The organism is Aminivibrio sp. (assembly GCF_016756745.1).
Taxonomy (GTDB): Bacteria; Synergistota; Synergistia; order Synergistales; family Aminobacteriaceae; genus Aminivibrio.
Map to the genome: position 1 here is coordinate 13,856 of NZ_JAESIH010000064.1, position 19,769 is coordinate 33,624.

General features: G+C 62.1%; 22 protein-coding genes. 7 read left to right on the forward strand and 15 right to left on the reverse strand.

The genetic code is table 11. From position 1 onward, the window contains the following. The gene (locus tag JMJ95_RS11005; RefSeq protein WP_290685285.1) at positions 1 to 231 is read left to right on the forward strand and encodes a hypothetical protein; all 231 of its coding nucleotides are present in this window, start codon (positions 1 to 3) and stop codon (positions 229 to 231) included. Beyond that, the gene (locus tag JMJ95_RS11010) at positions 228 to 404 is read left to right on the forward strand and encodes a hypothetical protein (RefSeq protein ID WP_290685286.1); all 177 of its coding nucleotides are present in this window, start codon (positions 228 to 230) and stop codon (positions 402 to 404) included. Before JMJ95_RS11005 ends, JMJ95_RS11010 begins: the two co-directional genes overlap by 4 nt. A gap of 42 nt (positions 405 to 446) precedes the next feature. Here JMJ95_RS11010 and JMJ95_RS11015 read toward each other — a convergent pair whose 3' ends face one another. Next, positions 447 to 1,598 carry an iron-containing alcohol dehydrogenase gene (locus JMJ95_RS11015; RefSeq protein WP_290685287.1) on the reverse strand — a complete coding sequence of 384 codons (1,152 nt, stop codon included), beginning with the start codon at positions 1,596 to 1,598 and terminating at the stop codon, positions 447 to 449. Between the two features lie 499 nt (positions 1,599 to 2,097). On the opposite strand from JMJ95_RS11015, the gene JMJ95_RS11020 reads away from it, so the two are divergent. Further along, positions 2,098 to 3,384, forward strand: a complete 1,287-nt coding sequence (locus JMJ95_RS11020; RefSeq protein WP_290685289.1) for an FAD-dependent oxidoreductase — start codon at positions 2,098 to 2,100, stop codon at positions 3,382 to 3,384. A gap of 37 nt (positions 3,385 to 3,421) precedes the next feature. Here the strand turns inward: JMJ95_RS11020 and JMJ95_RS11025 are convergent, their stop codons facing one another. The 6 genes from JMJ95_RS11025 to JMJ95_RS11050 all read right to left on the reverse strand — a co-directional run bounded on the left by JMJ95_RS11025 (position 3,422) and on the right by JMJ95_RS11050 (position 8,333). Next, positions 3,422 to 4,942 carry a tripartite tricarboxylate transporter permease gene (locus JMJ95_RS11025; RefSeq protein WP_290685290.1) on the reverse strand — a complete coding sequence of 507 codons (1,521 nt, stop codon included), beginning with the start codon at positions 4,940 to 4,942 and terminating at the stop codon, positions 3,422 to 3,424. A gap of 12 nt (positions 4,943 to 4,954) precedes the next feature. Further along, positions 4,955 to 5,419 (reverse strand): tripartite tricarboxylate transporter TctB family protein, encoded by a 465-nt coding sequence (locus tag JMJ95_RS11030; RefSeq protein WP_290685291.1) that lies wholly within the window; start codon positions 5,417 to 5,419, stop codon positions 4,955 to 4,957. Positions 5,420 to 5,488: 69 nt separating this feature from the next. Further along, a complete protein-coding gene (locus JMJ95_RS11035; RefSeq protein WP_290685292.1) occupies positions 5,489 to 6,535 on the reverse strand; it encodes a tripartite tricarboxylate transporter substrate binding protein in 1,047 nt (348 codons plus the stop codon). A gap of 311 nt (positions 6,536 to 6,846) precedes the next feature. Continuing rightward, entirely contained in the window at positions 6,847 to 7,587 is a 741-nt protein-coding gene (locus tag JMJ95_RS11040) for an acyl-ACP thioesterase domain-containing protein (RefSeq protein ID WP_290685293.1), read from the reverse strand. Positions 7,588 to 7,613: 26 nt separating this feature from the next. After that, entirely contained in the window at positions 7,614 to 7,817 is a 204-nt protein-coding gene (locus JMJ95_RS11045) for a hypothetical protein (protein ID WP_290685294.1), read from the reverse strand. A 33-nt stretch (positions 7,818 to 7,850) separates the two neighbouring features. Beyond that, on the reverse strand, positions 7,851 to 8,333 hold the full coding sequence (locus tag JMJ95_RS11050; protein WP_290685295.1) for a ferritin family protein: 483 nt from the start codon (positions 8,331 to 8,333) through the stop codon (positions 7,851 to 7,853). A gap of 132 nt (positions 8,334 to 8,465) precedes the next feature. Between JMJ95_RS11050 and JMJ95_RS11055 the strand changes: the two genes are divergently transcribed. After that, a complete protein-coding gene (locus tag JMJ95_RS11055) occupies positions 8,466 to 8,999 on the forward strand; it encodes a LysM domain-containing protein (protein WP_290685297.1) in 534 nt (177 codons plus the stop codon). Continuing rightward, positions 8,963 to 9,481, forward strand: a complete 519-nt coding sequence (locus tag JMJ95_RS11060; protein ID WP_290685374.1) for a murein hydrolase activator EnvC — start codon at positions 8,963 to 8,965, stop codon at positions 9,479 to 9,481. Before JMJ95_RS11055 ends, JMJ95_RS11060 begins: the two co-directional genes overlap by 37 nt. 218 nt (positions 9,482 to 9,699) lie before the next feature. On the opposite strand, the gene JMJ95_RS11065 is transcribed toward JMJ95_RS11060, so the two are convergent. From JMJ95_RS11065 to nuoE, 7 genes are read right to left on the reverse strand one after another with little or no spacing between them, the layout of a single operon-like run. Beyond that, positions 9,700 to 10,164 carry a hydrogenase maturation protease gene (locus tag JMJ95_RS11065; RefSeq protein ID WP_290685299.1) on the reverse strand — a complete coding sequence of 155 codons (465 nt, stop codon included), beginning with the start codon at positions 10,162 to 10,164 and terminating at the stop codon, positions 9,700 to 9,702. Beyond that, the gene (locus JMJ95_RS11070) at positions 10,161 to 11,594 is read right to left on the reverse strand and encodes a Ni/Fe hydrogenase subunit alpha (RefSeq protein WP_290685301.1); all 1,434 of its coding nucleotides are present in this window, start codon (positions 11,592 to 11,594) and stop codon (positions 10,161 to 10,163) included. Before JMJ95_RS11070 ends, JMJ95_RS11065 begins: the two co-directional genes overlap by 4 nt. A 15-nt stretch (positions 11,595 to 11,609) precedes the next feature. Then, entirely contained in the window at positions 11,610 to 12,149 is a 540-nt protein-coding gene (locus JMJ95_RS11075) for an NADP oxidoreductase (protein ID WP_290685303.1), read from the reverse strand. A gap of 2 nt (positions 12,150 to 12,151) precedes the next feature. Beyond that, entirely contained in the window at positions 12,152 to 14,140 is a 1,989-nt protein-coding gene (locus JMJ95_RS11080) for a molybdopterin-dependent oxidoreductase (RefSeq protein WP_290685305.1), read from the reverse strand. An 18-nt stretch (positions 14,141 to 14,158) separates the two neighbouring features. Next, the gene (nuoF, locus tag JMJ95_RS11085) at positions 14,159 to 15,946 is read right to left on the reverse strand and encodes an NADH-quinone oxidoreductase subunit NuoF (RefSeq protein ID WP_367153798.1); all 1,788 of its coding nucleotides are present in this window, start codon (positions 15,944 to 15,946) and stop codon (positions 14,159 to 14,161) included. A gap of 23 nt (positions 15,947 to 15,969) precedes the next feature. Further along, positions 15,970 to 16,344: a (2Fe-2S) ferredoxin domain-containing protein gene (locus tag JMJ95_RS11090; RefSeq protein ID WP_290685307.1), complete on the reverse strand. Its 375-nt coding sequence runs from the start codon at positions 16,342 to 16,344 to the stop codon at positions 15,970 to 15,972. An 18-nt stretch (positions 16,345 to 16,362) separates the two neighbouring features. Next, positions 16,363 to 16,833 (reverse strand): NADH-quinone oxidoreductase subunit NuoE, encoded by a 471-nt coding sequence (gene nuoE / locus JMJ95_RS11095; RefSeq protein WP_290685309.1) that lies wholly within the window; start codon positions 16,831 to 16,833, stop codon positions 16,363 to 16,365. Positions 16,834 to 17,378: 545 nt separating this feature from the next. On the opposite strand from nuoE, the gene JMJ95_RS11100 reads away from it, so the two are divergent. Further along, positions 17,379 to 18,401, forward strand: coding sequence for a molybdopterin-binding protein (locus tag JMJ95_RS11100; protein WP_290685311.1), 1,023 nt, complete (start codon positions 17,379 to 17,381; stop codon positions 18,399 to 18,401). Then, complete coding sequence (locus JMJ95_RS11105; protein WP_290685313.1) at positions 18,398 to 18,826, forward strand: Fur family transcriptional regulator; 429 nt, start codon at positions 18,398 to 18,400, stop codon at positions 18,824 to 18,826. Before JMJ95_RS11100 ends, JMJ95_RS11105 begins: the two co-directional genes overlap by 4 nt. On the opposite strand, the gene JMJ95_RS11110 is transcribed toward JMJ95_RS11105, so the two are convergent. Next, positions 18,781 to 19,746: a 2-dehydropantoate 2-reductase gene (locus JMJ95_RS11110; protein ID WP_290685314.1), complete on the reverse strand. Its 966-nt coding sequence runs from the start codon at positions 19,744 to 19,746 to the stop codon at positions 18,781 to 18,783. The two genes, JMJ95_RS11105 and JMJ95_RS11110, sit on opposite strands and share 46 nt — an antisense overlap. Positions 19,747 to 19,769 lie beyond the last annotated feature (23 nt).

Here is a 19,769-nt window from a genome sequence, read left to right on the forward strand (position 1 = left end):
GTGGCGGAAAAACATCCGGGAACATCCGGCATGTTTGCTTTCCAGGGGAGCCTTCCCAGGCTCCCCGTTCTTCCTCTCGGGGAAACCCTCCGGAAATTTTTGGACAGGACGGCTCTTCTTCTTGACGCACAGGACCGGCATGAAGCGGAGGGGGCCGTTCTCTCCCTGAAAAAACAGCGACGGCGGACCCCCTCCCTCCCGGCACGGACAGGGCAGCGCCCCTCCGCATGAGCCGGTACAGAAACATGTTCGGCGCCACCGGAATTCCCGGCCTTTCAGGCGTCGGACTCGCATCGTGGCCGGAAAGCCGCCGCATCGCCGTCCTGTGCGGTAACGGGGGGCAATGGCCGGGTCGCCGAAGGACCACGAAAATCCTGAAGGGCGGCCTCCAGGGCCCACGGTAAAGGGATCGCGGAGCGGCCGGAACGGGGGAGACCGGCCGAGCCCTACACTGAGGTCAGCTTTCTCAGCACGGCGATGTAGTCGTCCTTTTTCATGATCTTCGGATTGTCGGGATTCGACGAGTTGGCCTCCGATTTCGCGGCGATTTCGTCGAAATCCTCTTCCCTGACGCCGAAAACCGAAAGGGAGGGCAGCTCAAGGTCCACGGCCATTCTCTTCACCTCTTCCACGGCCTTTTCCGCCCCCTCCCGGGGAGTGGAGAAAGCCTGGCCGAGACAGGCGGCAACCCGGGCATACCGGTCCACGCAGGCATCCATGGAAAACTCCATTATGGCCGGAAGGGCTATGGAATTGCAGGCCCCGTGAGGAGCGTCGTACATGGCGCCCAGAGCTTCGGCGAGACAGTGGACCGCCGCCACGTCGGAATGGCTGAAGGCCACTCCCGCAAGGAGGCTTCCGAGGAGCATCCCCTCCCGGGCCTCCATATCGGAACCGTCCTCCCAGGCCCTGCGGAGGTATCTGCCTATGAGTTCCATGGCCACGATGGCGGGAGCGTCGGAGAACGGCGTGGCAGCCCGGCAGGTATAGGCTTCGATGGCGTGGGTCAGGGCGTCCATCCCCGTGAATGCGGTGAGGCTCTTCGGCATGGTGGCCGTCATTTCAGGGTCGGCCAGAGCCGCCTTCGGGGCCAGCAGGGGGCTTTTGACGGTGAACTTGAATTTCGCCGCCGTGTCGGTGATGACGGAGCCGAAGGTCAGCTCGCTCGCCGTTCCCGCCGTGGTCGGCACGGCAATGATCGGAAGGGGGAGGGCGGAGGTTTTGAACCGTCCCTCGTATTCCCTGACTTTTCCGCCCGCCGCAGCCACGATGGCCACGGCCTTGGCGCAGTCAATGGGGCTGCCTCCCCCCACAGCCACGAGACAGTCCGCTCCCGTTTGGGACACTACGGCAGCCGCTGCATGGACGTTCCGGTCTTTCGGGTTGGGTTCCACGTCGAGAAACAGGTCCCAGGAAACGGACGCACGGTCAAGGCTCTCCGTGACGCGGTCGAGAAGTCCCGCCCCGCGGACTCCTTGGTCGGAGATGATCAGGACCCGCGTTCCGCCGATCCTTCCGACCTCCTCCCCTGTCCGGAGCGCCACCCCCCGGCCGAATTCCACCCTGGTGGGCATTTCATAGCTGAATGACGGAAACATGATTATTCATCCTTTCTTCCGGTAAATTTACCCGCTGACGGAACAGGGGGAACCCCGTCCAGCGGCGCCAGGTGTTCTTCCCCGCCCGTTTTGCCTCGTAGAATGGCTGTGTCGGCCCTCTTCATGAGCGTCTGCCCGTCGTCACCGGGGAACGCTTGGGCGGGGGGTGCAGACCTAAATCCGCTAATTTTTCAGGCAGAGGGAGTGTCGCCGGGCATAAGGTGAATTCGCCCCCCAGGGGCGAAGAGATCTCGCTCCGCGCTCCTTGCGGAGATATCCCCTGGGGGGCAGCGCCCGGGCCGAGCGATCCCCGGTAACGCTCTCGCTGCCTGCGGATTTAGGCACATGATCTGTTATCATAGTACAAAAAGCCGTTTCATGGAATTCATTTTTCTTATGAAACAGAAACCTTTCTCCCTTTCCGGGACCGGAATGTATCCCCTGTTCCCAAGCCGGGAAGGGTTGCAGAAAAAACGTCAACGAACGGAGAGAGATGCCCGTGAAAACAGTTTCCTCCACCCTGACCTGCGACATTCTCGTTCTCGGCGGCGGCTCCGCCGGAGCGGCGGCGGCATGGGCCGCGTCGGCCCCGGGAATTTCGGTCGTCCTGGCGGAAAAATCGGGACGTCTCGGCGGAACGGCCACCAACGGACTGGTGAGCACCCTCTGCGGGTGCTACTCTTCCATCGGGGAGCGGCGCAAGATCTCGGGGGGAGCCCGGGACGCCCTCGCCGGGGAACTGAAGTCCCTCGGAGGGCTGGACGAAGGTGTGAACCGGGATACCCACAGGAGCGACATCTGCGACCCTGAGCTTCTTGCCTGCGCCCTCGACAGGATGGTTCTCCGCACGGGGACGGATCTCCGCCTTTCGACCCTCGTCACCGGGGCCTCCTTCGACGGGGAAAGGCTCCTTTCCGTTGAAACGGTCAACACCGAGTCGGGCGAACGGACGGTCATTCTGCCCAAAATCGCTGTCGATGCAGCGGGAAAGGCCCTTCTCGCACCCTTTGCCCCCTCCGGCGCCGTTCTCTCCCCAGGCGGAGGGAAACTCCAGGCGGGAACCATGGTCTTCCGCATGGACGGCGTGGACGGAGAAACGGCCAGGACCGTCACCAAGGACCGGATCGCTTCCCTCATGGCTGAGGCCCGTGCGAAGGGCGACATCACCCAGGAGCGGGGCAACGGCGTTCTCACAGTCCTTCCCTGCGGCACGGCCGCCATAGTGAACGCAAACTGGGTCAGGGCCGACACCTCCATCTCCGGGGACGTCACCCGGGGACTGACGGGAGGAAGGGAGAAGGTCCTGGAAAACGCCCGGTTCTTCCGGAAATACGTTCCGGGATTTGAAAACGCCGTCCTGTCCTGCATCGCTCCCGCCCTTGGGGTCAGGGAAGCCTCGCGGACGGAATGCGCCTATACCCTGACGGAAGAGGACATCATGGAGGGTCGGCTTTTTTCCGACAGCGTCTGCGTGGGTTCCTGGCCCATGGAGTACCACGACTGGGAACGAAACAGCCTCGTCTACCGGTGGAGCGGAAAGGACTACACCATCCCCTACCGTTCCCTCCTCCCCAGGGGAATGGACAACGTCCTCGCCGCTGGAAGGAACATCTCCGTCACTCCTGCGGCCTACGCCTCCTCCCGGGTCATGGGACAGTGCCTCGCCACCGGTCACGCAGCGGGGACGGCAGCCCGGCTCGCTCTCCGTTCCGGCGGTCTCCCCCGGGAGCTCGACCGGGATCTTCTCAGGAAAACCCTTCTGGACGAAGGAGCCGTCCTGGAATAAATCGGGGCCGCCCGGGAGCGGCCCCGCGTACTTTCCGTCACCTGCCCGATCCGAAGACAGAAAGAAGACGGGAGGCTGCCGCGCCGACACGCTCCTTCACCGCCGGAACGGCGGCAAGGACGGAAAAAACCACCATGAGGGAAAGCACCACGCTGGAGGGACGGCCGAACAGCTCCAGGAAAACGTTGTCTCCGGCCATTGCCATGTTCACCGCCCTCCGGAGGTTCGAGTCCATCATCTCTCCCAGCACGAGGCCGAGCACCAGCGGTGCGGCCGGATATCCCCTGCCCCTCATCAGGAACCCCGCAAGGCCGAAGCAGAACATGAGCCCCACGTCGAACATGCTCGAGTTCACGGCGTAGGTTCCCACTACGCAGAGGACCGTCACCAGGGGCATGAGGATCCGCTTGGGGACCAGAACGATGCCCGAGAGGCGGGGAACCACCGTCATGCCCAGCACGAGCATGGCGAAACAGGCGAGAAAACCGGCGGCGAGCACCACGGAAAACAGTTCCGGCGTCCGGACGAACAGAAGGGGACCCGGCTGGAGGCCGTGGACGTAAAAAGCCGCCAGGATGACCGCCGTGACGGCATCCCCGGGAACGGCCAGAGTAAGCATGGGGATAAGGGCTCCGCCTATGCAGGCGTTGTTGGCCGCCTCGCTGGCGATGACCCCCTCAACCGCTCCCTCGCCGAAGGGCCGGGCGGGATTTTTCACCGACTTCCTGGCCTGGTCGTAGGCGATGATGGAGGCCACCGGCCCTCCCGCCCCGGGAAGGGCGCCGATGAAGGTCCCGATGACCGACGAGCGGAGCGACAAGGGCAGGTACCGGATCATTTCCCGGAAGGAATACCGCATTCTGCCCGCCTGTGCGGCGATGGCGTTCATGGTCCCCCGGGCGACCTGGTCGAGGACCTCGGCAAAACCGAAAAGACCGATGAGGGCGGCGATAAGGGGGATGCCTCCCTGCAGCTCGGTCAGGCCGAAGGAATACCGGGGCGCACCGGAAAAGGGGTCGATGCCCACCATGCTCAGCAGCAGTCCCAGAAGAGCGCAGATGCCTCCCTTGAGGTAATTCTTCGCCGTCAGCGTCCCGATGGTGGTGAGGCCGAAAAGGGCCAGGAGAAAATAGTCCATGGCCGTGAAGGAGAGGGCGAAGTCCGTTACGGGGCGGGCGACAAACATGAGCACCAGGAAACCGAATACGCTCCCCACAAAGGAATGGAACGTGGCCGCCCACAGGGCCAGGGCCGCCTCCCCTTTCCTCGCCATGGGATAGCCGTCGAGGGTGGTAACCACCGAGGAGGGGGCTCCGGGGATATTGATCAGGATGGCGGAAACAGCACCGGCGTAGACCCCCGACACGAACACCCCGAGAATGACGGCAAGGGCGTTTTTCACCGTCCAGGTAAAGGTTATGGAGACCAGCAGCGCCGTGGCCATGGTGACGGATAGCCCGGGAATGGCGCCTACGAACAGTCCGGCGAAGGCCCCGGCAAAAACCAGCATCACGAAGGTGAAGTCCACCTGGGAAATCACGGAGAGGAGGATGTCCATTTTCCCGGCCTCCTAGGGAAGGAGCACGTTCAGCCCGTGGCGGAACAGCAGGTAGATCACCGCCGGGGAAACGAGGGACAGGGCGGCCACAGCCCCCGGTCGCCGTTCCCCGACCAGCAGGCAGAAGAGGGCGAGGAATACGGCGCTCGCCGGCAGAAAGCCCGCCCGGGGCAGCGCCTGCGCATAGAGAAGGCACAGGAGAAAGGCCAGGGATGCCCTCACGGCGGAAACAGGAGCTCCCCCGTTCCGGGAAGGGCCTTCATCCCCGGCGCGGATCCTGAGGACGGCCTGGCCGATGAGCGCAAAAGAGAGCAGGGCAAGCCCCCCTGAAAGAATCAGGGGGAAGAGGGCTGGTGAAAGACTCCACTGTCCGCCATCGTGGACGGCAAAACCCTGCAGGCCGAAAACGGCGGCCACGGCGAGAAAAAAGACCCCGTGCCGGATATTTCCGGCCCAGGGAGAGCGGGCATTCGTCATCTTTTTCTTCTTCCTTTCATGGAACAGGGGCCCCTCCTTCCGAAGGGACCCCGAAGCGAACCTTTGACGCTACGGCCTGGGGATGCCGAACTCCGCAGGGCTCTTCTTCGCCACCCCGGCATCCTGGAGCACCCACCCGACCACGGAAGCCCACTTATCCCAGTAGGAGAGCATGTCCTTTCCCCTCACCGAGTCGAGCCCCACGTACCAGTTGTTCTCAAGGAACTCCTTCCACTTCGGGTCTGCCACGGCCTTCGACGCCGCTTCGGCGATCATGGCCGTCACGTCTTCCGGCGTCCCCTTCTTCACCATGAGGCAGTTGGGGTAATCCAGGGGCAGGAAGGATTCCATCTCCGGGATGGCCTCGGTGATGGGCGGAAGGTCGGGCAGGTAGGCACTCTTCTTTCTGTCGAAGACGGCCAGGGCCCGGAGCTTCCCGGAGGCGATATAATCCTTCACGGTCCCGATGTTGGGGGACGTGAAGTCCACCTGTCCCCCAAGCACCGCCAGGAGGGCATTATTGCCGCCGCCAAAGGGGGTGGCGGAAAAGTCAAGGTCGCCCTTCTGCATCATCAGAAGTGCCTGGACGTGGCCGCTTGCCCCGGCGCCGCTGTAGGAAAACCGCACCTTGCCGGGCCGGGCCCGGATGTCTTTCACCAAGTCCGCGAGGGTCTGGTAGGGAGACTCGGGGGCCACGGCGATGATCTTCTCGGAATGGCAGAGCAGCATGATGGGCTCGAAATCGTGAAACGAAAGCTTGCTCACGCCCATGATGCGGAACGTGGCCGGAGTCTCTGCGGAGAAGACGATGGTGTAGCCGTCGGCAGGCCTGGCGTAGGCATACTCGGTGCCTATGGCTCCCGAAGCTCCCGGGCGGTTGAGGATCACTACGGGAACTCCCAGGTACTTCTCGAACAGCGGGGCGAACACCCTGGCGGCTACGTCGGTCACGCCGCCCGCACCCCAGGGCACCACAAGGGTCACGCCTTTGGAGGGATACCCGTCCGCAAAGGCAGCCGGGGCAAGGAGGACAGACAGAACCAGGCAGGCAAGAACAGCACGTTTCCATTGTTTCAGCATCACACCACGTCCCTTCATTGTATTCCTGTCAAACATCCGGCAAACTTCTCCCCGCCCGCTCAGATGATTCCGCCGGACCCCGGCGAACAGGGAAGATTCAGACTTCCGGGCCGGGAGAATAGAGGAGATTATACCATCCATTGACCCCTTTGCAAATGCGCCCTGGTAAAGGGTCTGGGCATGAAAGCCGTGAACTTTTCATACAAAACGCATGACAATAAAATGAACACATCTTTACATTTTTTACACCATCCCTGAAAAGTTCCCTGTGCCGCCACGACATGGCGAACCGGAAATGCGCCATGGCCGGTCGGCGAACCCCGCCCCAAATAAAATCACTCCTTTTTTCAAAAGGGAGTCTTTTTCCACAGGGTGAGGAACCGGGCCTTCTCGTCTCCCTCGGGGCCGACGATGGAATGAATGTAGGACATTTCCGCTTCTGATGATTCATGCCGGGCAGTCCGGACCAGGATGTTCCCCCGACCCTCCGTTGGCCGGAGGTATTCGGCGTCAACCCGCACGAGGGAACAGTCTTTCGCGGTCTCCTCGGGCACCGCCTCGGCGGCCCAGGAAAAGTAGACCGCGTTGTTCACGTGGTTGTTTCGGTCCAGGTCCCACCGGCGGACGGAAAAGGGGCGCTCGTCCTCCCAGTCTTCCGTGGAAGGCAGATCCGGAAATTCCACCGTCACCGGGCGGCTCTCCTCCACGTAGCGGGGGGTGGTGTGGCGGTCAAGCCTGAGAGGGCGCCCCCGCTCCAGGTCGATGAGGATCCAGCTCGTTTCCGCCGAGGCCACCGGTCCTTTTTCATCGGTCACCGAAAAGGCCCGGAGGGAATGGAGATTTCTCCGGGGTTCGTGCCAGGTCTTCACCGTAAGGGTGCTTCCGTACTCCGGGTACCGCTCCACGGTGACCCGGTACCTTCGCATAACCCAGCTCACTCCCTTCGGGAGCAGGTCCGACACGGTCATGGCCATGCGGTGGGTGTCTCGGTCCGCCATGTCCTGGAGGATGTCGAGCAGCACCGGGAGCTTCATGCGGCCGTCGGGGCCTATGCCGGCGTAAGGAATGGAATAGGACGCTTCGAACATGGGATCATCTCTTTCCGCTGAGAGTGTTATTCGATATCTTTGAGGTTTCCGTCGTCAAAGGTATGGTACCCCGGCCGGCTCATGGTCTTCGCGACCCTGGCCTCGGGGTTGAGGAACGGCATGGCGAGCCTGGGGTTCTTCTTTCCGGTGCGGCCCCTGATGAGCAGCCTGTAGAGGTTTCCCTGGGCAAAAGTTTGCGCGAACCGGGAATCCTTCACTTCCGCCTTCACGGAATCCTCCCCGAACCGGAAGGCCGCCCCGGGCTAGACCTCTCCCTTTCGCTCCCGCCACCTCTGGAGGGCATCGGTGAGAGACTGGAAATGGCCGATCTCCTCCCTGATCAGGAGATCCACCGCCTCGACGTCCATTTTCTGCGCCAGGGTATCCTTCACCGCCGTGTAGAAAAAGACGGAGTTCTTTTCCACAGTGATGGCCTTTTCAAGGATGTCGCCGTAGGTGTCCCGTTTCTCCATCTCCGCTTCCGGGGTGAAGATACGGTCCCCTGTCAGCATCCGGAGATAGTCGTCCTTTTCCTCCGTCATCTCTCCGGGTTCGGCGGAGGGCAGACCGTCCTGGATTTTCCGGAAGCGCAGGGCATGAACCTGTTCCATGGACGCCAGTCCCGAGAGCAGTTTTTCCCCTTCCCCCGAAAACCGGGTGGCCGCTTCGGAATAAAACCGGGCTCCCTTCTCCTCCAGGAGGATAGCCGCGCCGAATACGTCAGCCGATGAAAGCGCAACGCTCATGTCATTCTCCCCTTTCGTTTCTCTCGTTCCTTTCCCGGTTTTTCACCGGAAAACACTACGGTACGTACGAACATTATACCCGTACCCTCTTCGGGGAAGCTATAATGGAAAAAACACAGCGGAGGATACGGCATGAAACTCTTTCTTCTCGTCATGATATTGCTGTCCGCTCCCGGGGCGGAGGGCGCGGAACAGCCCTTTTTTGTCCATGAGGCAGCACCGGGTGAAACCCTTGCGGCCATCGCGGGCCGGTACGGCGCCTTGCCGGGGGACATCGCCTCGGCCAACGGACTGGCCGGGGAGGAAAAACTGCCTCCCCCCGGAACGGTCATGCTCATTCCAGGATCGCCGGAGTACGTGCTCACCACCCTCTACGAGGCAAAGCGGAGGGGTCTCGGCGGCCGGCCAAAACCCCGATACGGCGGTGAATTCCTTGCCTCCCCGGCACTCACCCCTTCCGGGGGGCAGGCAATAGACCTGAAGGTTCCTCCCCCCGCTGAAGAAAAGAGGACAGAAACCGCGGCGAAAACCGGGGAAGCGGCAGGCGAGGGAACCCGGGAGGGGAAATATAGGGGAAATATACGGTCACGTCAGGGGACACCCTCTACCGGATCGCGAAAAACGCGGGCATTCCCCTTGCACGCCTTATGGAAGCAAACGGCCTGAACGAAGACTCCGTCATCCGGGCCGGGGACGTTCTGGCCCTTCCGCGGGCAAAGACCCCGGCGGAAAACTCCGGGCAGACCAGACAGAAGGAGGCCGCTCCTCCCTCTGCGGCGCAAACCGGCTTCCATCCCCTATGGCCCCTCCGCACCGAGGCAGCGGGGAAGAGAACCGCCCGGGGATCCGGCCTTTTCGAGGCCGCGGCTCCGGGAACGGCGGTCTATGCTCCCGCCTCGGGGACGGTCCTCCACAGCGGCTGGATGAAGGAATACGGCAACGCCGTCTTCATCCGCCACGGCGACGAATTTGCCACTTTCTGCGGCGGCCTGGGGATTTTCTACGTGATCCCCGGGCAGTCCGTAACACCGGAGACAAAGATAGGGCTTGTGGGGGAGGGTGCCGATCCGGGGCTGACGTTCCACCTGCTCCGGAAAGGGAAAACGGTGGACCCGGCCCCCTTTCTGGTCACACCAACAGGGAAGTAACCGGGCGGGAGCGGGCGGCCCCCCTCCTCCAATATCCTTTTCCTGACCTGACCTGACCCGGCCGGCTTCCTTCAGACCCTGCCTTGCGGCAGACACCCTTGCCTTGAGCTGACACCTGCTGCGCCTTCAGTGTTCCGGACTTAGGGCCTATAGATATGAACCATGCCGGGCGCACCAGAAAAAAACCCCCGGCTTCCGCCGGGGGTATGAACCGCCTGTCATTTCGATTTTCCGGCCCTCATCCATTCTTCGAAAGCGGCAAGGGCGCTGTTCATCCGTTCATTGCATTCGGCGGTAAGCCCTTCGCCGAAATCGAAGGATTCCCCCTCCACGCTGACGAGCACCGACCGGGGCACTTTTCCTCCTATCCTGGCCGCAAGGGCGAGAATCCACTCCGGGCCGACCGAGTGGATGTTGAGTCCCTCGAAGGCCGGGTCGGGGGAAATCTCCCGGATGTCGTATCCCTTCCCGCTCCCTGTACCGGGCACCCGGGCATCGGCGAAGACCAGCAGGTCATACTGCCCGAACTCCTCCGCCATCTCGGGCAGGAGCTGGTGCTCCAGCCGGACCTCCGCCTCTCCGCCAAGGGAGACGATCATCTCCGCTGCGGCCGGGGCGAGAAGATGCCCCACACCGTCGTCGGTCCGGAAGGGGTTGCCGCAGCCGCAGACGAGAGCCCTCACTCCTTTATGACCGTCCTCACCACGTCGCCGCGGCTGTTCCGCACTTCGAGCTTCAGGGGCATCTTCCCGACGGCGTGGGTAGAGCAGGAGAGGCACGGATCGTAGCAACGGATCACATGCTCCATGCGGTTCAGCGCCCCTTCCTTCACGTCGGGACCGGTGATGTAGTCCCTGGCCACCTGCTCCACGCCGCGGTTCATGGCATAGTTGTTGTGTCCCGTGGCCACGATGAGGTTCACCCGTTCGATGGCTCCCTTGTCGTCCACCATGTAGTGGTGAATGAGGGTTCCCCGGGGGGCTTCCACCACGCCGATGCCCTCCCGGTTCGTGACGTTCCCGGTGATCCTCAGATCGCTGCCGAGGACGTCCGGGTCGTTCAGGAGCTCCTCGAGGCGCTCCATGGAATAGAGTATCTCGATGAGCCTGGCATAGTGGTAGTAGAGGGTGTAATGGACCATGCCGTCGTCGGTGGACTTCCTGAAAGCCGCCAGCTCAGCCGATGCCTCCGGTGTGGAGATGTCGTCGCAGGCGTTGATTCGTCCCAGGGGTCCCACCCGGTAGGATCCCTGGGGGAAGCCCAGAGGCCTGTAAAAGGGGAACTTCAGGTAGCTCCACTCTTCCACGTGTTCTCCGATATGGGTACAGTACTCGCTGTCGTCGAACTCGTCGGTGATCCGTCCCCGGGGGCTCTTGAGCCTGATGCGGCCGTCGTAGAGCTCCAGGTTCCCGTCCTTCACGAGGCCCAGATAGGACGTCTCGATGGTGGCGAACCGGGCGGCCAGTTCCGCGTTCTCCGCCAGGTAGTTCTTCACCAGGTCGAGGGCCTTCCGGAGGTCTTCCTTCAGCTTCGGCAGGGCGGCGAGCATGCCGTCCCTCTCCTCCGGCCGGAGGCTGCGGTTCACCCCTCCGGGGATGCTGTGCCACGGGTGGATCTTCTTGCCGCCCAGGGTCTTTATGATCTCCTGGCCGTACTTTCTCATGCCGATGCCCGCCATGGCGAGATCGGGGTATTCCTGGGCCAGTCCGGCAACGTTCCGGATGGCGGGGTCCGCGTCGAACCCGAAGAGCAGGTCCGGACTGGACAGGTGGAAGAAGGAGAGGGCATGAGACTGGATGAACTGCCCCATGTGCATAACCTCCCGGAGTTTTGCCGCCGTGGGCGTGATGGTCACGCCGAGAATGGCGTCGCAGGCCTTGGCGGAGGCGAGGTGATGGCTCACGGGGCAGATACCGCAGATGCGGGGGGTGATCACCGGCATTTCCCGGAAATCCCTGCCCTTCGAGAAGATCTCGAACCCCCTGTACTGGGTCACGTGGAAGCGGGCCCTGTCGACAGCGCCGTCGTCCGTCAAATCCACTGTGATTTTGCCGTGGCCTTCGATGCGGGTGACAGGATTCACCACAATGGTGTTTTTCTTCGTATTTTCCATGACTCGTTTCCTCCGCTAGTCGTAGCGCATGATATCGGTGGGAACGGTGGGAATTCGTCCCTCCAGTATCTCGCTGAAGACGTAATAGATGGTGTCCGCGTCGGGCGGGCAGCCGGGAACGTAGACATCCACCTTCACGGCCCGGTCCACGGGGATCGCCTGGGGCAGAAGCGCCGGGAGATCCTGCCGGGGAAGTACGCCGTCGGGGTTCACCGTGCTGGCTGTGTCCACGTAGCCTTCCTTGAGCACCTGCTCGGCAGGCATAAAATTCCGCATGCAGTTGATTCCGCCGAAGACGGCGCAGTCTCCCCAGGCGATGAGGATCTTGCACCGCTCCCTCAGCTCCTTCGCGAGATGAAGTTCTTCCTCGTTGCCGAGGGCGCCCTCGATGACCCCCACCTCAACCTCGGGAAAGATCTTGATATCGGTGATGGGCGTGGCGGTGAGCTCCACCTTGCCGAGGAGATCCACTATCCGTTCATCGATGTCGAGAAAGGACATATGGCAGCCCGCGCAGGCTTCAAGCCAGACGGACGCTAGTTTCGGCTTCGCCATGGTCATCGTACCTCCTTCAGCGAGACGATCCTGGCCGCAGCGGACGGGGACTTCGCCTCGTAGACGTTTTCGCAGGGAGCGGCCGAAGCGGGCCGGAGTTCAAGTCCGAGCTTGCCGGCCAGCTCATTCATGATAACGGACAAACCCTTCAGGTTGCCCTTGGGAGGCACGATCATGTTCATTCTGCGCCGCTCTCCCTCCAGGGTGCAGTAGTGCCCGCTTCGCTCGAACCATGCCGGGGCGGGAAGGAGCACGTCGGCCATGTTCACCAGGGGATGGACCATGAAGGGAGTGTGCACCACCACGAATCGCGCCCTGGTCATGGCCTCCAGCGACCGCTTGTCCTCGTCCACCATGCCGGTGGAGAGCACGTAGAGGAAATCGAGCTCGCCGTTGCTGAGCCAGTCGCTCTCGCCGATGACCGTGTTGAGGGCCCCCAGGCAGTTTCCGCCCCTGAGCATGGGCACCACGCCGAGGCCGTCGTCGAAGAAGGCCTTCGAGGCAACCGCCAGGTTCAGGGCCTCCGTGACGAGGGCGGGATGTTCCGCAAGGCCCGAGCCGACGATGAATACGGGCTTTTTCGCTTCCCGGAGGATTCTGGCGGCTTCGCTCACCCCGGGGTCCTTCGGTTCATTTCCGCCTTCAACGGCCTCCCTCAAGGAGACCAGCACCTTCTCCATTTCGTCGGGGAGGGCCGCCCGGATATCCCCGTCGGTGATCCCGTCGAAGGGGTTCTTCCCGGAGGAGAGGTTGACAAGTTTCGCCCGCTCGATAATGGTGGAGACCCTGATATAGCTCGCCACCACCGGGGCCTCCTCCTGGGGGTTCGCCCCGATGACGACAATGGCGTCGCTCTCGAGGATGTTGTGCGCCCCGGTGAAGGGCCGTATTCCCTGGTCGGCGAAGGGCTGGAACCCCTTCACGAATCCGCGGAGCAGATTGCCGTAGAATCCGTCCACTTTCTCCATTTTCATGGTGTCCCTGAAGAAAGAGGAGACCACGGAGAGCTCTTCGTCGGTGGACAGCTCCGAGAGGAGGGCGCCTGCCCTGTTGGCCTTCGATGCCGGCTCGAGCTTCGATGCGATGAGATCCAGCGCCTCCTCCCAGGAAGCCTCCCTGAAGGAAGAACCGGTACGGATCATGGGAACAGTGAGGCGGTCCCGTTCGGTAGATTTCGGCAGTCCCCAGCGCCCCTTGTGGCAGAGCTGACCGCCGTCGGGGCTGTTCGCCGAGAGGCCCTCAACCCGCGCTACGCTTCCCGTGCGGACATAGGCCTTGATCCTGCACCCAAGGGAGCAGAGCGGACAGATGCTCTCCACCTGGTCGTCGCAGTCGTTCCGCCGTCCCCGGTAGACAAAGTCCCGAAGGGTGATGGTTCCCGTGGGACAGACCTGGGCGCAGGCGCCGCAGGAAACGCAGGTGTCGCTCTCGCCGAGCATCTTCCCGAGATCGGCGGTGATGTTGGTTCCCCATCCCCGTTTTTCGAGGTCGAGGGTATGGGCCCCGACTTTCTCGGCGCAGACCCTGATGCACCTCAGGCAGAGGATGCACCGGTTGTGGTCCATCTGGATGTTCGGGTCGGTGGCATCGTTGTGGAACGGCTCGTACAGGAAGGGGTATCGCACGTTGTCCATGCCGTGCTCGATGGCGAGCCGCTGGAGTTCGCAGTCCCCCGTCTGGGAGCAGAACATGCAGAAGTGGTTCCTTCCCGCGAAGAGAAGTTCCAGGATCTGCAGGCGGTAGTGTTTCAGTTTTTCCGTCTTCGTATGAATTTTCATTCCGTTCTCCGCCGGTGTGGTGCAGGCGGTGAGGAGCTTGGGGTTCCCCTCAACCTCCACGACGCACATGCGGCACGAACCGATGGGCGTCAGTCCCTCCATCCAGCAGAGGGTCGGAATGTAGATGTCGTTTCTCCTGGCGACCTGGAGAATGGTATCTCCCTTCGCCGCCATGCATTCGACTCCGTCGATGACGAGCGTGATATCACTCATGTCGATCCTCCTCAGGAACTACTTCTTCTCGATAGCGCCGAAGGGGCACTTCTCGAAGCAGGTGCCGCAACGGATGCACCGGTCGGTCTCAATGTGGTACCCGGAGTTCCGGTCGCCCGGGATACACTTGACGGGACAATTCCTGGCGCAGATACCGCACTTTTTGCATGCCTCCCGGATGATCCTGTATTCCAGCAGGGCCGCGCAGGCTCCGGCAGGGCACTTTCGATCCCGGATATGGGCAACGTACTCGTCCCGGAAGTACCGGAGCGTGGTGAGCACCGGGTTGGGAGCCGTCTGGCCCAGGCCGCAGAGGGACATGTCCTTCACCATGTGGGCGAGCCCCTCGAGGGTGTCCAGGTCCTCCATGGTCCCCTTCCCCTTGGTGATCTTCTCGAGGAGCAGCAGCATGTGCTTGGTGCCTTCCCGGCATGGAACGCACTTGCCGCAGGATTCTTTCTGGGTGAACTCAAGGAAGAACTTGGCCACGTCCACCATGCAGGTGGTCTCGTCCATGACCACGAGGCCGCCGGACCCCATGATGGCCCCCAGGGCGGTGAGGCTTTCGTAGCTCACCGGCGTATCCAGGTGTTCCTCGGTGAGGCATCCTCCGCTGGGACCGCCGATCTGGACCGCCTTGAACTTTTTGTCATCCAGTATGCCGCCGCCGATGTCGAAGATGATCTCCCGGAGGGTGATACCCATGGGCACTTCCACGAGACCGGTGTGCTTGATCTTTCCCGTGAGGGCGAAGACTTTCGTCCCCTTGGATTTGTCCGTTCCCTTGGAGGCGTACCATGCTCCGCCGTTTCTGAGGATCGGGGGAACGTTGGCCCATGTTTCCACGTTGTTGATATTCGTGGGGCACCCCCAGAGGCCGGAATTGGCCGGGAACGGAGGCCGCGGGCGGGGCATTCCCCTCCGGCCCTCGATGGAGGCCATGAGGGCCGTCTCCTCGCCGCAGACGAAGGCTCCCGCCCCTTCCTTGACGTGAAGGGTGAAGGAGAAGCCGCTTCCCATAATGTTCTCCCCCAGAAGGCCGTAATTTTCAGCCTGGGCCATGGCCGTCTTCAGCCGCTGGATGGCCAGGGGATACTCCGCCCGGCAGTAGATGTAGCCTTCGTCGGCACCCATGGCATAAGCGCCGAGCATCATGCCCTCGATGACGCAGTGGGGGTCGCCCTCGAGGATGGACCGGTCCATGAAGGCCCCGGGGTCTCCTTCGTCGGCGTTGCAGATGACGTACTTTTTATCGCCTTTGGCGGAGGCGCAGAAGCTCCACTTCAGTCCCGTGGGGAATCCGCCGCCGCCCCGCCCCCGGAGGCCGGAGGCCTTCACTTCGTCGATCACCTGGGCTGGCGTCATGGAAGAAAGGGCTTTCCCGAGGGCCTCGTAGCCCCCCCGGGCGATGTATTCCTCTATGTTGTCCGGGTTGATGTAGCCGCAGTTCCCCAGGGCGATGCGGTGCTGCTTGCCGTAGAATGGAATATCCTTGTAGCGGGGGATGGAGGGCATATCCTCGGAGCCTGAGTACATGAGCCGCTGCACCGGGCGTCCCTTGTAGATGTGCTCCTCCACGATCTCCGCCACGTCCGATTTCTGGACCCGGCAGTAGAAGGTCCCCTCGGGATAGACCACCACGATGGGCCCCATTTCGCACATCCCATGGCATCCCGTGGGCACCACGAGCACTTCGTCGGAGAGTCCCCTGTCCCTGATGGCGTTCCTGAAAGACTCCGTCACGTCCCGGGCTCCGCTCGAGACGCATCCCGTGCCTCCGCAGATTAGGACATGGGAACGATAGATAGGCATAATTTCTCCTCCCTCCCCTAGTCGGCCCGGCCGATGGCGAGCTTCTCCACGACCCGGCCGTTCACCACGTGCTCCGCTATGATGGTGGGAACATCTTCCGGCTTCACCCGGCCGTAGGTCACCCTCTGCCCTCCCCGGATCACGTCGAGCAGGGGTTCGTCCTGGCACATGCCGATGCATCCGGTGGTCTGGACCGCCACGTTGTCGATGTTCCTCCTGGCCAGCTCCGCCATCACCTCGGAGAGGACGTCTCTGGCCCCGGCGGCGATGCCGCAGGTACCCATGCCCACGATAATCATCGTTTCTCCGCCGGACCTGGCGGACGAAAGGTCCCGGGACGATTCCCTCAGTTTTCTCAGATCGTCGAGATTCCTGATTTTCATTTGCGTCATGGCGTTATCCTCCGCTTTCTACTCGAACTTGTCGAGGATGCCCTTCACCATGTCGGGAGTCAGGCGGCCGAACGTCTGGGTGTCGATCATCATCACCGGCGCGAGACCACATGCGCCGAGACAGGCCACCGGCTCTATGGTGAACCGCAGGTCCTCGGTGGTCTGATTCTCCTCCACACCCGTAATTTCCTTCACGCTGTCCAGTATCTTCAGGCTCCCCCGGACATGACAGGCTGTTCCCCGGCAGACCCGCACCACATGACGCCCTCTGGGCTTGAGATGAAACTGGGCGTAAAACGTGGCTACCCCGTAGATTTCCGAGGAAGGTATTTTCAGTTCCCTGGAAATAGTATCCAGGGCATCCGTCGGAAGATACCCCACCTGTTCCTGAACGGCCTGCAATATGGGAATAAGTCCTCCCTTGCCGTTTCGCCAGGGCTCGACGATTTTCCTGGTCTTTTCGCGGATCTCTTCAACGCTGAAAGCCATGATTCCCCTCCTTTTCCCTTTCATTCCGCCTTTGCAGGCATTGTGCATACAGTAACAATTGAGATGATAATAACATAATCCTCCTTTCCATTCAACACAAACAAAACTCCCTAAATCCGCTAATTTTTCAGGCAGAGGGAATGTCGCCGGGCACAGCGCCCGGGCCGAGAAACCGACACGGATGTCGGTTTCAGGTGCAGTTGTCAAGGATGACAATCTGCACCCCCCGCCCAAGCGTTCCCCGGTGACACTCCCCGCTGCCTGCGGATTTAGGGAGATCTTACTCTGCGCTCTTTGCGGGGGGATCCCCCGGGGGAGGGCGCCTGCCGGCGAACGCAGGGAGCCCGCGGGACACGCCTGGGCAGTTGTCACGGACGACAATCCGCACCCCCCCCCGTGACGCTCCCACTGGGGTGCGGATTCAGGTGTCTTGTGACACAAACAAACAGAACTGTATACTCCATACATTCTGCATCCATGCTATAATGCCGCTGTGACCATGTTCCATTCATTCAAAGCAGTATAAAGGCGGGGGAGTTTTTTCCATGGCAAAAATCAGCTATGTTCACGTGGAAAGCGCGCTCGGCATGGCCCTTTCCCACGATATGACCCAGATCGACGTAAAAACCGGATACAAGGGCGCCCGGTTCAAAAAAGGGCATATTCTCCGGCAGGAGGACGTTCGCCTGCTGAAGTCCATGGGGAAGGAGTCCATCTCCGTTCTTGAGCTGGACGAAGGAGATGTCCACGAGGACGATGCCGCGTCGAGGCTGGCCGAACGTCTCAGCGGCGAGGGGATATCGTCGGAGGCGCCGGAGGAGGGGAAGGTGGCCCTTTCAGCCCTCTGGAACGGTCTCCTGGTCTACGACGAGGAGAGCATCCACAGGATCAACGAAGACCCTGACTGGATCGTCGCCACGGCGGCGAACAAAGTTCCCGTGAAAAAGGGCGAGCTGGTGGCAGGTGTACGGATTGTCCCCCTCGTCATGAGGGAAGAACAGGTCCGTCAGGGAGAGGACGCCGTCCTGCCCCTGACGGTATTCCCCTTCGTCCCCCTGAAGACAGCCCTGGTCACTACAGGGAAGGAACTGGCCGAGGGGAGAATCCGGGACGGCTTTGCCCCGAAGCTCCAGAAGAAGCTGGCAGGGTACGGGGCAACTCTTCAGTGGCAGACGGTGGTGGGGGACGAAAGAGAAGAGATCGCCGCCGCAATCACGGCCTACATTGAACAGGGAGCAGAGTTGGTGATCGCCACAGGAGGCATGAGCGTGGACCCGGACGACCGGACCGCCGGGGCCATCGCCTCGGTGGCGGAAGAAGTCCGGTTCAAAGGTGTTCCCACAGTCCCGGGCGCCCATCTCATGCTCGCCCTGAGGGGCGAGGCAAAGATCGTGGGAGCCCCTGCCTGCGTGGTCCACGACGAGTGGACAAGCCTCGACCCCCTGCTGAACCGCCTCTTCGCGGGCCTCATTCCGACGGCCGCGGAAGTGCGGCGGTGGGGCGTGGGCGGGATGTGCAGAAAATGCAGGGAGTGTAACTATCCCGTCTGCGTTTTCGCGGCCCGATGAAAGATCCGGGAGACCTTCTCAGGGAAAGGGGAATACGTCCCACGGAACTCCGGAAAGCCGTGCTTCGCGTTCTTTTCGAAGCCGGAAGTCCCCTTTCGTGGAAAGATACGTTCACCCGCTTCACGGAGAAGCGGGTGAATAAGGTGTCGCTGTACAGAACCCTGTCGCTGCTCGAGGAGAAGGGGCTGATCCACAAGATCCTCGGCACCGACGGGGCATGGCACTACTGCGCCCACCTCCCCGAAGGGAACAGATGCCCGGGAAACCACCCCCACTTTCTCTGCCTGGCCTGCGGCCGGATGATCTGCCTGGACGACCAGCCTCTTCCCACGGTATGGGTTCCCGAAGGATGCGTCGTGGAGGGGAAGCAGCTCCTCGCCTACGGGCGCTGCCCCTCCTGTTCGGTAACGCAGCCGCATGGGTGATCCGCCCTCATCCGCAGGGCGTCGTACACGCCCCGGGTGAGGTGAACATCTCCTCCGAGACGCTCTCCCTCCTTGACGACAAACCCCAGTAAGGTTTCGATCTCCGTCCGGCGCCCCTTTTCACAGTCGAGCTGCATGGATGATTTCGTGTCCGGCGGGAAAGCCACTCCCTTGGCAAGGGAAAGCTCCACTATGTCCGGCGGGAGGGATACTCCCTTGAGCACCGCAAGGGACTGGATCTCCCTCATCATCCCCTCGAGCATGGGCTGGCTGTCCTGCCCCGCGAGAACTTCGCCGAAGGTTCTTCCGAAGAGGGACGTCACCCCGGCGAAGGGGGCCATGAAGATGAACTTCGTCCAGACGGCCTCGTTCACGTCCTCCACAAGGGCGGCGTCTATTCCCGCCTTCCTGAGCATCTCCTCCACGGGCAGGAACTGTTTTCTGGCTCCCGACACGGGGCCGAATAAGAGCTTCCTGCTGCCCCCGGTCTGGCGGACAACCCCGGGCCCCTCGATCCGGGCGGAGATGTAGACGCAGCCGTTGAGCATCCGGCACGGCGGCAGGGCTTCCGACAGCACTTCAGGGCTGGTCACCCCGTTCAGCAGGGGAAGAACCGCCGTATCCGGCCCTACCAGGGGAACAGCCGTCCGGGCGGCCGCCCGGAGATCGTACCCCTTGACCGCAAAGACCACGAGGTCGGCCGTCCCTATTTCCGCAGGATCGTCGGTGGCCAGAAAGGGACGTGCGAAGAACTCCTCGTCCTGGGCCAGCACCTTCAGCCCCTTGTCCTTGATCGCCCGGAGGTGCTCTCCCCTGGCGAGAAACATCACCTGGTGCTCTTCACCGCCCTCGAATGCCCGGGCCGCCTTGCCGCCGTAATACCCGCCCACGCCGCCGAGCCCGACAAATACAATCTTCATCCTCTTTCTTCCCCTCCCCTTCC